At 58.4% G+C, this 11,230-nt stretch carries 13 protein-coding genes; 6 read left to right on the top strand and 7 right to left on the bottom strand.

Annotated features, from left to right (window positions below; all coding sequences use genetic code 11):
* The 3 genes from L7A20_RS11235 to L7A20_RS11225 all read left to right on the top strand — a co-directional run.
* The coding region (locus L7A20_RS11235) for a hypothetical protein (RefSeq protein ID WP_237223597.1) at positions 1 to 298 on the top strand (298 nt) is incomplete at its 5' end.
* A 2-nt stretch (positions 299 to 300) separates the two neighbouring features.
* On the top strand, positions 301 to 981 hold the full coding sequence (locus tag L7A20_RS11230) for a hypothetical protein (RefSeq protein WP_237223596.1): 681 nt from the start codon (positions 301 to 303) through the stop codon (positions 979 to 981).
* A gap of 16 nt (positions 982 to 997) precedes the next feature.
* Positions 998 to 1,591, top strand: a complete 594-nt coding sequence (locus L7A20_RS11225) for a hypothetical protein (RefSeq protein WP_237223595.1) — start codon at positions 998 to 1,000, stop codon at positions 1,589 to 1,591.
* Here the strand turns inward: L7A20_RS11225 and L7A20_RS11220 are convergent.
* A complete protein-coding gene (locus tag L7A20_RS11220) occupies positions 1,578 to 2,009 on the bottom strand; it encodes an HNH endonuclease signature motif containing protein (RefSeq protein ID WP_237196835.1) in 432 nt (143 codons plus the stop codon). The two genes, L7A20_RS11225 and L7A20_RS11220, sit on opposite strands and share 14 nt — an antisense overlap.
* An 803-nt stretch (positions 2,010 to 2,812) precedes the next feature.
* On the opposite strand from L7A20_RS11220, the gene L7A20_RS11215 reads away from it, so the two are divergent.
* From L7A20_RS11215 to L7A20_RS11205, 3 genes are all read left to right on the top strand, one after another.
* Positions 2,813 to 3,217 carry a hypothetical protein gene (locus tag L7A20_RS11215; RefSeq protein WP_237223594.1) on the top strand — a complete coding sequence of 135 codons (405 nt, stop codon included), beginning with the start codon at positions 2,813 to 2,815 and terminating at the stop codon, positions 3,215 to 3,217.
* Positions 3,218 to 3,299: 82 nt separating this feature from the next.
* A complete protein-coding gene (locus L7A20_RS11210) occupies positions 3,300 to 4,208 on the top strand; it encodes an N-acetylmuramoyl-L-alanine amidase (protein ID WP_237223593.1) in 909 nt (302 codons plus the stop codon).
* Between the two features lie 15 nt (positions 4,209 to 4,223).
* Positions 4,224 to 4,673, top strand: coding sequence for a hypothetical protein (locus tag L7A20_RS11205; RefSeq protein WP_237223592.1), 450 nt, complete (start codon positions 4,224 to 4,226; stop codon positions 4,671 to 4,673).
* A 224-nt stretch (positions 4,674 to 4,897) separates the two neighbouring features.
* Here the strand turns inward: L7A20_RS11205 and nrdF are convergent, their stop codons facing one another.
* From nrdF to L7A20_RS11175, 6 genes are all read right to left on the bottom strand, one after another.
* Positions 4,898 to 5,872, bottom strand: coding sequence for a class 1b ribonucleoside-diphosphate reductase subunit beta (nrdF, locus tag L7A20_RS11200; RefSeq protein WP_185174646.1), 975 nt, complete (start codon positions 5,870 to 5,872; stop codon positions 4,898 to 4,900).
* A 109-nt stretch (positions 5,873 to 5,981) separates the two neighbouring features.
* Positions 5,982 to 6,356, bottom strand: a complete 375-nt coding sequence (locus L7A20_RS11195; RefSeq protein ID WP_237223591.1) for a MarR family winged helix-turn-helix transcriptional regulator — start codon at positions 6,354 to 6,356, stop codon at positions 5,982 to 5,984.
* A gap of 273 nt (positions 6,357 to 6,629) precedes the next feature.
* Positions 6,630 to 8,810, bottom strand: coding sequence for a class 1b ribonucleoside-diphosphate reductase subunit alpha (nrdE, locus tag L7A20_RS11190; protein WP_423817442.1), 2,181 nt, complete (start codon positions 8,808 to 8,810; stop codon positions 6,630 to 6,632).
* Entirely contained in the window at positions 8,774 to 9,220 is a 447-nt protein-coding gene (gene nrdI / locus L7A20_RS11185) for a class Ib ribonucleoside-diphosphate reductase assembly flavoprotein NrdI (RefSeq protein ID WP_185174643.1), read from the bottom strand. The genes nrdE and nrdI overlap by 37 nt, the downstream gene beginning before the upstream one ends.
* Before the next feature lie 112 nt (positions 9,221 to 9,332).
* Complete coding sequence (nrdH, locus tag L7A20_RS11180; protein WP_135013938.1) at positions 9,333 to 9,566, bottom strand: glutaredoxin-like protein NrdH; 234 nt, start codon at positions 9,564 to 9,566, stop codon at positions 9,333 to 9,335.
* A 495-nt stretch (positions 9,567 to 10,061) separates the two neighbouring features.
* Positions 10,062 to 11,144, bottom strand: coding sequence for an App1 family protein (locus tag L7A20_RS11175; RefSeq protein WP_237223589.1), 1,083 nt, complete (start codon positions 11,142 to 11,144; stop codon positions 10,062 to 10,064).
* Between the last annotated feature and the right edge of the window lie 86 nt (positions 11,145 to 11,230).

Below are 11,230 nucleotides of genomic sequence, written 5' to 3'. Positions count from 1 at the left end.
TCACCCCCTGGACGGCTCCCCGCGCATGAATGCAGGCCGTCAATGGCTTGATTTTGGAAATGATGGCGGTGTCGCCCCTGGTGGTATCGGCGAAAAACTCATTGATAAGGCTGTAGCTAACGGGGGTGGCGTCATCCTGGGCCTGCACGCCTGCTACATCGAGGGCGGCGGCGCTGCCCAGCGTATGACCCGCGCCGGTATCGAGGGCTTCCTTGACCGACTCAAGACCCGCCGTGACTCCGGGGAAATCGAAGTGGTCACCATGACCCGCTGGCATTTTACAGAGATAGGAAAATAATTATGAGCATGGTCCCTGCTAAGGGTATTAGTACAGGTGCCCCGGTTCTTGACGCGTCGGCGGTCTGGACGCCTCCGATTATTGGCCCGCATGATGGTGCGAGCCTGTGGCTTGCCCATACCTTGCGCGGTGGCTCAGCATCTGATGTGAAGGCGCTGCCGGATATGATTGGTGGGCGTAATCTGCTGACTGGCAGTTCCGGCAATACTTTCACCGACGGTAGCGCCCCGGTGGTGTCTATCCCTCAGGGTAGTGCCGCTATGACGGCTAGCGGTCCGACCCCGCCCGGGGCCTGCACCGTCCTGCTGGTCGCCTCACTGGCTGCCACGAAGTCTGCTCAGGTGCGTGTGCCTGGATGGACGATTGGCGGGGGCGGTACTGCCCGCCTGACCGTCGCCGGGGCGACCACGGCCACTTTTTCGGTGAGCCCGCCTGCTGAGCTTGCGGTCTATGCCCTGCGCCTTCAGGCAGGCAGTGTAGAGGCCTGGATCAATGGCACTAGCGCAGGGTCGGCGCTATCGCTTCAGCCCGGTTCTGGTGTGCTTTATGGGCTGGGAACGAATGTGTATTCATCGACGGTGCGTGAGGATTATGGCCTGCTGAAGGTTTGGCAGCGTGCTCTTTCTGATGATGAGGTTTTGGCGGCTATTGCTGATGCTAAGCGTCTTTTCAAGATTGCGTAGGGGGGGGTGAATCGTTTTGGCTGTTTTTGAGGAAGTTTGGGGGCGTTTCATCGCCCCTGATGGGGCCCCTCTTTCTGGGTCGGTGGTTTTTACACCGGCCTTTTCTTTTGCCCGCGATACCCAGGCGGTGACACTTCCTGCGCCGGTGACAGTACAGCTCGATAGCGAGGGCCGGGTGACCGCGTCCTTGCAGGTGCCTGATGAGTCCACCCAGCCGGACACCTGGACGTGGCAGGCTTGCCCGCGCCTGCGCCATGCTGGTGGCGCTGTGGGGCTGGAGCCTTTCAGCTTCGAGCTGGTGGCCGGCGCCCCGGTGAATCTTGCTGATGTGCTACCGGTGCCTGACCCCGTGACCGGGAATTTCGTGACCCGGGGTGAGGCAGGCACTGACGGCGTGGGGCTGGCCGCCATCACCACCGAGGGCGGGGAGCTAGTCTTTACCCTCACTGACGGGTCTGAGTCGCGTCACCCCATGCCCCAAGGCTTACCCGGAGAACCGGGGGCGACAATTGTAACCGGGGTTGGGGAACCTGTAGATACAAGATACCCCGCTTCCAGTGTCTACATTGATACTGAAAGCGGGGATATCTACCAGCTCAGCACTGGATAGTGTCCTCTGCTGCCCACTTTTTTCTGAGTCTCTTTGATTTTTCTCTTTCGCAGATTGAGCAGTAACGCTGCTTCCCATATTTTCTATCGAATGGGTGGCCTTGTTTGCAGTGAGTCTTACGGGCGTTTATCGCGCCAAGACTGACTGAATCGTACATGGTGTTCTCGTACGGGGTTAGAAGCTCAAGGTGTTGAGGGTTTACACAGTGACGTTTTTTGCACTTGTGGTTTACCACCATGCCGGAGGGGATGTCGCCGTATGCCAGCCAGTAGGCGAAGCGGTGGGCGCGGCGGTTCTTTCTGCGAAAGTAGAAAGAACCGTATCCGTCCTTATCTAGGGGGCCGTTCCAGAGCAGGCAGTCGCCTTCTCTATCAAATTTAGTGAGGTAGCGCTCACGCTCAGATTCTGTAATTTCCATACATAAATTTTACCTCATGGCATACATGGTGTAAATGGCAGATAGGTTAGAAAGTGCCCAGTAACTGGAAGAAAATTGGAAACATAAAAGGCACCAAAGGGGACCCTGGTGATGATGGAAAGTCGCCACCACCCCCAGCGTTTAAAATCGGTGATGTGAGCACGCTCCCCCCTGGCTCCGAAGCGCACGCAGAACTTGCAGGTGATGGGGCTAATTTCAGTCTTTCACTAGGTATCCCAGCAGGTGACCCCGGGAAGGACGGGGTGTCCCCGCCTGCGCCTACCCTGCGTGTAGAGCAGGTGCAGACCCTACCACCGAGGTCTTCCGCTACCGCCCATATCGGCGGTGAAGCCCCTGACTACACCCTCACTTTGGGTGTCCCGCAGGGTGAGGCTGGGAAAGACGCGGTAATCCAAGATACCGGGTGGCGCGATATTAAGGAGGAGATTGCACCCACATCTCATTTTCCACCCGAGGCAATCTTTACGATAAAGCGTCGTGACGACATCGTATTCTTTCAAGTGGCCATCCCAGAAAGTGCCTCAAGTAGTGTACAGGGCACGTCGTGGGGGTACTTTAGAGGGCGCATTCCAGATGGCTTCCGCCCCACCTGGGGCGGGTCAGTCGTGCTCCATGGACGCGACGCGACAAACGGGCATATCGGCATTCAGCCGAACGGAGGCATCCTTTGGACGGGGCAAACTCTCGACAAGGCTTACCGCACTCATGCTTGCGGGGTGTGGCCTACCGCCGACGCATGGCCCGCGACGCTACCGGGCACACCGGCATAGGAAGGAGAGAGTATGAGCATTCCCCCTATACCACCCGAAGCCTGGGCCCTGGTCGGTGTCGCCATTACCGCGATTGGCGGTGTGTCAGGTGCGCTGATGACGGCTTGGGTGCAGCGCGGAAAAAATAAAGCTGACGCCTCCGGGGCCCTGGTAGATAACCTCCAAGAGGAAGTCGCGGAGCTACGCGCCGAAGTGCGTAAGCTGCGCGATGAAGCCGCCAAAGCCCATAAGGAGATGCATGAGGCAAAGACCGAGGCTTACGCCATCAAGGACGCCGCCCGGCTGCATATCTCCATGAGCGCGGCCTATATCTACCAGCTGCGTGCGCACATCGATACCAAGCAGCCTCCGCCTGCCCCGCCTATCCCTGAAGAGCTAATCCAGCTGATGCCGGATTTCCTGAAGCCACCTCAGTAGGTGGCTTTTTCTTTACCCAAAAACAAGCGTCCCTAGCCTTTTTCAGGCTGGGGACGCACCCATTTAAGAGAAAGGAGGCACTATGGCCACCACTTTCAAGCCAGATAGTTCGCTGGTCACGTCGACCGCGCTCTCGCCTAACCGTACCGTGACTAATGGCCGCTACGCCCGCTTGATCTGTCTTCACACGATGGAGACCCCGGAGACCAGCCTGATGGCTGAGAATATCGGCGGCGGCTGGTTCCTCAACCCCGCGGCAATGTCGTCATCCCACTACAACGTGGATAACGATTCCATCGTGCAGGGCGTGCCTGAAAAGGATATGGCCTGGACAGCCCCGGGAACCAATGAGGACGGTATCCAGATTGAGCAGGCCGGGCGGGCGGCACAGACCACCGCCGAATGGAATGATGCCTACAGTGCAGCCCTGCTGGAGAACACCGCCCGCCTGGTCGCTGATATCTGCCGACGCAACAACATCCCGCCGGTCAAGATCACCGACGCGCAGCTTGCAGCAGGCGCAAAGGGAATCATCGACCACGCCCAGGCGTCCCGCGTCTACCGCATGTCCGACCATTGGGACGTCGGTACCGGCTTCCCCTGGGACGCTTTTATGGCGAAAGTTTGGCACTATTACGGTGGGGGCGCACCCAGCGCCCCCGCACCCTCTAACCCCACTACTACCTCTACAGATTGGTTTGAAATGGCCACCAAGGCAGACCTCGAAAACGCAATTTTCAATACTCCCCGCTCCGAATGGGGCGGCCGTACCCTCACCCAGATGCTGCAGGACAACAACAGAGACACCTACAGCACACTTCGCATGACCCGTCACCTCTTCAACCTCTACCGCCTGGGCATTCCCGGCGTCATCACTGATGGCACTTTCGGGCATAAGATCCGCCAGATTTTCGGGTACGACGAGGGCAAGCAGGCGCAGGCGCGTAAGAACGAGTTTGAGTCTGATAAGCGCGGCCTCTTCCGCTGGTAAGAAAAGGAATCAACCATGAACGTCCTTGACAACTCCACCCGACGTCGCTCCATCGGCTCCACAACCGCTTTCGCCACCGGCGGCACCACCGCAGGGTACGCCCTAGCCGTCCTAGCCTATGAGCTTTTCAACCTTCCCCTGTCGACAGAGGGCGTCCTTGCCCTGGCACTGGTGCTCTCCCTCGCTGGCGCCGTGATTGGTGGTTGGGCTGCACCGAGCAAGAAAGCTGAGACCGAAGCCTACCTAGGCTCGGTGCTGGCTATGGCCCGCCAAGGTGACCACGGGCGACTAGGCACCACCCAGCCCGCCCAGGCGGTTGAGGTGGAGCAGGTAGAGCCTGCAACAGTAACTGAACAGGAACAGCCGGCTAAAGAGCCTGAGCTGGCCGAGGTCCCTGGCGGGTACGAGCTGGTCGACACCGCCGGGACTGAGTACAGTAACCCGGCCTATGCCTTAGGCAAGTAGGCATAAAAATAGCCCCTCTCCACTCCCTTAGCTTGGTGGTGTGGTGAGGGGCTATTTTTTGTGTTTCTGGGAGCGTTTCTTAATGGCGGTCAGCAGAAGTTTCTGACCGCCTTTTTGACCGCCATTAAGAACAAACCAGGATAAACCCCAGCGCCGAAACCGAGCCAAAAACCCCGGAATCACGGGCTAGAATAAACCAGGAAAACCCAGGCTGACTAGGGCATTTAGAAGTCCCAGTCCTCATCTTCCGTGTTCACGGCCTTGCCGATCACGTAGGAGGAGCCGGAGCCGGAGAAGAAGTCGTGGTTCTCGTCGGCGTTGGGTGAGAGGGCCGAGAGAATCGCGGGCGACACGTTGGTGACCGAGGCGGGGAACATTGCCTCATAACCCAGGTTCATCAGTGCCTTGTTGGCGTTGTAGTGCAGGAACTTCTTGACGTCCTCGCTCAGACCAACACCGTCGTAAAGGGAGTGGGTGTAGGCCACTTCGTTCTCGTACAGTTCGTAGAGTAGGTCGAAGGTGTAGTCCTTGAGCTCTGCCTGGCGCTCAGCGGTCTCCTTTTCCAGGCCGCGCTGGTACTTGTAGCCGATGTAGTAGCCGTGCACAGCCTCATCGCGAATGATCAGGCGGATCAGGTCAGCGGTGTTGGTGAGCTTGGCACGTGATGACCAGTACATGGGCAGGTAGAAGCCTGAGTAGAAGAGGAAGGATTCCAGCAGGGTTGAGGCAACCTTCTTCTTTAGGGGGTCATCGCCCTGGTAGTAGTCCATGACGATGCGGGCTTTCTTCTGCAGGTGCTCGTTCTCAGTGGACCAGCGGAAGACCTCGTCAATTTCCTTGGTGGAAGCCAGGGTGGAGAAGATCGATGAGTAAGACTTAGCGTGCACCGACTCCATGAAGGCGATGTTGGTGTACACGGCCTCTTCGTGGGCGGTCACGGCGTCAGGGAGCAGGGAGACAGCGCCAACGGTGCCCTGGATGGTGTCGAGCAGGGTCAGGCCGGTGAAGACGCGCATGGTCAGCTGCTTTTCTTCCTCGGTCAGGGTCTTCCAGGACTGCACATCGTTTGAGAGCGGCACCTTCTCGGGCAGCCAGAAGTTAGCGGTCAGACGATCCCAGACCTCAAGGTCTTTTTCGTCTTCGATACGGTTCCAGTTGATGGCTTCAACGTGGTTGACCAGTTCGACCTTCTCACTCATGGTGATGGGTTCTCCTCATGTCGGGTTGGTGTGGTGCCTGGAATAGGCTTGGTTCTATTCTTTCACCGTTGGGCGGTTTTCGCACCAGCGGCTCGGTTTGCTTAATATCTCAGGGGCGGACGCCTGTGCCCGCTTCCTCCTGTAGGGCGGCTCGGCGTTCGGCTTTGGTTTCCCTATCGACGAGGCGGCGTAGGAGCGGCAGGGCCTCAGCAAGCTGCGCAGCCTCGTCCGCGGTGAGTATCTCGTCGGCGCGTTCCACTATCCAGCGGTCGCGGCGACTGATGATGGAGTCGATGGTCGCACTCCCCTGCTCTGTCAGATAGAGCTCCTTGCGGCGCTTATCGTGCAGATTCTTGCCCGAGGCAATGTAGCCGCGGCGAAGCAGTGAGGCAACGATCTTGTTCATGGACTGCGGGGTCATACGCTGAAAGCGGGCCAGCTCGGCGCAGGTCTGCCGCGGGCCGGCCTGGAGCTGGGCGAGCACGGTTTCCTCTGCAAATAAGAGGGGCGAGTGCGAGTCGGTCTCGTTCCTCAGTCGTCGATGCATCCTAAACACCGAATAACGTAAGATACCCGCCTGCTCATACGAAAAATTTTCCAAGGGCGCCAGCCTAAAATAATCAGTTTAACTTATCAGTTATATAGATTATATACCTTGAAAAAGAAAGCCCGCCACCCAAATACAAGATGACGGGCCCGCTCAGCCGGGGCGGGCGTCCGCGCCTTATCAACGCAATGCCCTACCCCGCCTGAAGCTTTAGAGCATGCAGCTCACGCAGCCCTCAACCTCGGTGCCCTCAAGAGCCATCTGACGAATACGTGAGTAGTAGATGGTCTTGATGCCCTTACGCCAGGCGTAAATCTGGGCCTTGTTGACGTCGCGGGTGGTGGCGGTGTCCTTGAAGAAGAGGGTCAGTGACAGGCCCTGGTCGACGTGCTGGGTAGCAACGGCGTAGGTGTCGATGATCTTCTCGTAACCGATCTCGTAGGAATCCTGGTAGTAGTCCAGGTTCTCGTTATCCATGTAGGGAGCCGGGTAGTAGACACGCCCCAGCTTGCCTTCCTTGCGAATCTCAATCTTCGAAGCAATGGGGTGAATCGACGAAGTGGAGCCGTTGATGTAGGAGATAGAACCGGTGGGCGGAACAGCCTGCAGGTTCTGGTTGTACATACCGTGCTCAGCAACATCGGCAGCCAGCTGCTTCCAGTCTTCAGCGGTGGGTACGAAGTGGTCACCGAACATCTCGCGGGCGCGTTCGGTCTCAAAGTCCCAGGTGCCGTTGATGTACTTCTCGAAGTACTCTCCCGAGGCGTACTTGGACTTCTCGAAGCCTACGAAGGTCTCCTTGCGTTCGCGGGCAATTTCCATTGAGGCACGAATCGCGTGGTAGGTGACGGTGTAGAAGTACATGTTGGTGAAGTCCAGGGCTTCTTCAGAACCGTAGTAGACGTGCTCGCGGGCCAGGTAGCCGTGCAGGTTCATCTGTCCCAGGCCCACAGCGTGGCTCATGGAGTTACCGCGCTCGATGGAGGGAACCGAGGCGATATCGGACTGGTCAGACACGGCAGTCAGAGCGCGGATGGCGGTACCGACGGTCTGGCCCAGGTCGCCGCCGTCCATGGCCAGGGCGATGTTGAGGGAACCCAGGTTGCAGGAGATGTCCTTACCGATGGTCTCGTAGCCAAGGTCAGCGTTGTAGACCGAAGGCTCAGAAACCTGCAGAATCTCAGAGCAGAGGTTAGACATGATGATCTTGCCGTCAATGGGGTTAGCCTTATTGACGGTGTCTTCAAACATGACGTAGGGGTAGCCCGACTCAAACTGGATTTCAGCCAGGGTCTGGAAGAACTCGCGGGCGTTGATCTTGGTCTTCTTGATGCGGGCATCGTCGACCATCTCGTAGTACTTCTCGGTGACGTTGATGTCTGAGAAGGGCACACCGTAGATACGCTCAACGTCGTAGGGCGAGAAGAGGTACATGTCCTCGTTCTTCTTGGCCAGTTCGAAGGTGATATCGGGAATCACAACGCCCAGTGAGAGGGTCTTAATGCGGATCTTCTCGTCGGCGTTCTCGCGCTTGGTATCGAGGAAGGAGTAGATGTCGGGGTGGTGGGCGTGCAGGTAAACTGCGCCTGCACCCTGGCGGGCACCGAGCTGGTTGGCGTAGGAGAAGGAGTCTTCCAGCAGCTTCATGACGGGAATGACGCCTGAGGACTGGTTCTCAATCTTCTTGATGGGGGCGCCGGCTTCGCGCAGGTTGGTCAGGGCGAAGGCTACGCCGCCGCCGCGCTTGGACAGCTGTAGGGCTGAGTTGATGGAGCGGCCGATGGACTCCATGTTGTCTTCGATACGCAGCAGGAAGCAGGAGACCAGCTCGCCACGCTGCTTCTTACCTGCGTTGAGGAAGGTGGGGGTGGCGGGCTGGAAGCGTCCGGAGATGACCTCTTCGACAATCTTGGTTGCCAGAGCCTCGTCGCCTTCTGCCAGCAACAGGGCGACCATGACCACGCGGTCCTCGAAGCGTTCCAGGTAGCGCTGGCCGTCGAAGGTCTTCAGCGCGTAGGAGGTGTAGAACTTGAAGGCACCCAGGAAGGTGGGGAAGCGGAACTTCTTGGAGTAGGCCAGCTTGGAGAGGGACTTGACGAAGTCAAAGGAGTACTTCTCAAAAACCTCGGGCTCGTAGTACTGGTGCTTGACCAGGTAGTCAATCTTTTCTTCCAGGTCGTGGAAGAAGACAGTGTTGTTGTTGACGTGCTGCAGGAAGTACTGGCGGGCTGCCTGACGGTCTGCTTCGAACTGAATCTGGCCGTTCTCATCGTAGAGGTTCAGAAGGGCATTCAGTTCGTGGTACCCCATGCCACGATATTTCTCGGGGGTGCTCGGATCCTCGTGACCAGGTTCTACGCTGAGGCCGGGTACAGGGAGTTTTGAATCCAAAATTTTTCCAATCCTTCTTGAACGGTTTCTACATCTTCTTCGGTGCCCATGAGCTCAAATTTGTAGAGCACGGGCACGTGGCATTTGGCGGCGACTTTGTCTGCTGCTACGCAGAAGAGGTCACCGAAGTTGGTGTTTCCCGCGCCGATGACTCCTTGCAGGAGTTCCCGGTTGTGGGGGTTGTTGAGGAACTTCACGGCCTGGGGCGGTATGGAGCCCGCTCCCCCGGGTCGCCCGTAGCTGGGGACGCACAGCACATAGGGCCCGGTGACCTGTGGGGGGTCTTCACTGGTCTTCAGCGGTAGCCGTATGTTTTTTATTCCGGTCTTCTGAACGAACTTGTGGGTGTTCTCTGAGACCGATGAAAAGTAGACGATGGTGGGCTGTCCGGTGGTATCTGTGGTGTCCATGGGGGCTGGTGCCTGGATCTGGTCGTGGTGGGTGTGCGCGTGGCGCGGGTAAGAAAAGGCCCGGGTGCGGACGCCTGTAGCGGCGGGTGCTCCCCGGGCAGGTGGTCAGCGGTTAGGCTGCGGCGCTGGCCAGGGCGTTGATCTTGTCGGGCTGGAAGCCTGACCAGTGGTCCTCACCGGCGATCACAACGGGGGCCTGCAGGTAGCCCATGCCCTTGATGAGTTCGAGGGCTGCGGGGTCCTCGGTGATATCAACGGTGTTGTACTGGACGCCGAGCTTGTCGAGAGCGCGGTAGGTCATGTTGCACTGGACGCAGGCAGGCTTGGTGTACACCGTAACGGTCATTGGGGTATCTCCTTGGTGTCCCGCGTGTTGCGGGAGGTTTCTGGCATAGGGGCTCTCGAAAGAGCTTGTATGGGGTCTGGCGACCTTTTCTCTCTAGTCGCCCGAACCGAGATTTAATACTACATCTAGTGTTTGGAGAGCGCATCTAGCCCTACATAGTGTGGTCTGTTACGAAATTTTTTAAATCGGTGCGCTATCCACAGCCCTTCCGCGCGTTTGCGGGCTTTAAGGGAAAGTTATCCACATGAAGGGTTTTTATGTGAGGTTTGGAGTGATGGTGTGACCTTAAGTTCAGGGGCCACTTAGCCCCCTGGGGCTTAAGACCGGACGTCCCGCGTGATATCAGGGCGGGGGCTTTCAACCCTAAATTGAGCCTTGAGTCTTGGGGGCTGCGCGGGCCTGTTTTTTAAGGTTTTTTGCCGGGGGCGTGTCGCGCAGAGGGGCACCCTGTCAGGCTTGACAAGGGTGCCCCTTAAGGTGTTTAAGCGCGGTTGTTTAGACGAGCCCGCGGTCTTTGAGCTGCTCGTAGAGGGCGGTGCCGTCGTTGCCTTCAAGCCAGAGGTCGCCCTTGGTGATATCGCGAGCGCGGTTGTCGCCCCAGACGCGGCCTGATGAGAGGACGGATTCGCCGAAGGTGAGGTTGCGGATGAGGATGGCTTCGACGTTGTGGGGGTAGCGGACGGCGAAGCCGTTGTAGATTTCTGGGTCTCGTTGGCCGTCGTCGCCGATGAGGATCCAGCGGATGTGGGGGAATTCGGTGGCGAGGCGTTTGAGGGTGTTGACTTTGTGTTGGGAGCCGGAGCGGAACCAGCGGTCGGGGGTGGGGCCCCAGTCGGTGAGGAGGAAGGTGCCTTTGGGGTAGCCGTTGCGGTGGAGGAAGCGGCGGAGGGTGGGGGTGACGTTCCAGGCGCCGGTGGAGAGGTACATGAAGGGGGCGGTGGGGTGGGCGCGGTGGAGGCGGTCCATCATGACGGCCATGCCGGGGGTGGCGGAGCGGGCGTGTTCGTTGAGGACGAAGCTGTTCCAGGCTGCGACGAAGGGGCGGGGTAGGGCTGTGTTCATGACGGTGTCGTCGACGTCGCAGATGATTCCGATGGTTTGGTCTTCGGGGACGATGTAGACGCTGGTGATGGCGGGTTGGCTGCCGGGGGTGGTGATGGTGACTTGGTGGGTGCCGGGTTCTAGGGTGATGTTGAGTTTGACGTCTACTACTCCTCCGCGGTCGGCGTGGACGCGGTGGTGTTGGCCGTTGATGTGGATGTCGATGGGGGCGTGGGAGATGGCGACTGAGGTGAAGGAGCGCCAGCCGCGGACGGGTTCGATGGTGGGGTCGCCTTTTTCGACGGAGTCGAAGAATTCTTCGAAGAGGTCGGTTTTGTAGAGGGCGCGGCCGAGGATGCGTACCCAGTTTTTGGTGCCGTAGCCGACGCTGGGTACGATGACGGGTTCTAGGCCGTGTTTTTGTGCTTGGCGTTCGCGGTAGGAGTGGATGCTATCGCCTATGCGGTAGCCGATGTTGACGGCTTCGTCGGCTGCTTCTGCGACGATGGTTCGGATTTCGTGTGCCCCTGTGGTCATAGCCCTAGTTTTTCATATTTGGGTGGTTGGTGCATGTTATGGGTGGGGCTTTGGTGTGTTGTGGGGTGGGTGTGGTGTTAAAGGAA

The organism is Rothia nasimurium (assembly GCF_928381415.1).
GTDB lineage: Bacteria > Actinomycetota > Actinomycetes > Actinomycetales > Micrococcaceae > Rothia > Rothia nasimurium_H.
The sequence above is the reverse complement of the archived record's forward strand: the minus strand, read 5'-3'. Positions and strand labels throughout refer to the sequence as shown.

Bases quoted from the DNA above. Each gene is read 5' to 3' on its own strand.
- L7A20_RS11230 (WP_237223596.1), top strand. From the start codon at position 301: ATGAGCATGGTCCCTGCTAAGGGTATTAGTACAGGTGCCCCGGTTCTT.
- L7A20_RS11220 (WP_237196835.1), bottom strand. From the start codon at position 2,009: ATGGAAATTACAGAATCTGAGCGTGAGCGCTACCTCACTAAATTTGAT.
- L7A20_RS11215 (WP_237223594.1), top strand. From the start codon at position 2,813: ATGAGCATTCCCCCTATACCACCCGAAGCCTGGGCCCTGGTCGGTGTC.
- L7A20_RS11210 (WP_237223593.1), top strand. From the start codon at position 3,300: ATGGCCACCACTTTCAAGCCAGATAGTTCGCTGGTCACGTCGACCGCG.
- L7A20_RS11205 (WP_237223592.1), top strand. From the start codon at position 4,224: ATGAACGTCCTTGACAACTCCACCCGACGTCGCTCCATCGGCTCCACA.
- nrdF (WP_185174646.1), bottom strand. From the start codon at position 5,872: ATGAGTGAGAAGGTCGAACTGGTCAACCACGTTGAAGCCATCAACTGG.
- nrdI (WP_185174643.1), bottom strand. From the start codon at position 9,220: ATGGACACCACAGATACCACCGGACAGCCCACCATCGTCTACTTTTCA.
- nrdH (WP_135013938.1), bottom strand. From the start codon at position 9,566: ATGACCGTTACGGTGTACACCAAGCCTGCCTGCGTCCAGTGCAACATG.
- L7A20_RS11175 (WP_237223589.1), bottom strand. From the start codon at position 11,144: ATGACCACAGGGGCACACGAAATCCGAACCATCGTCGCAGAAGCAGCC.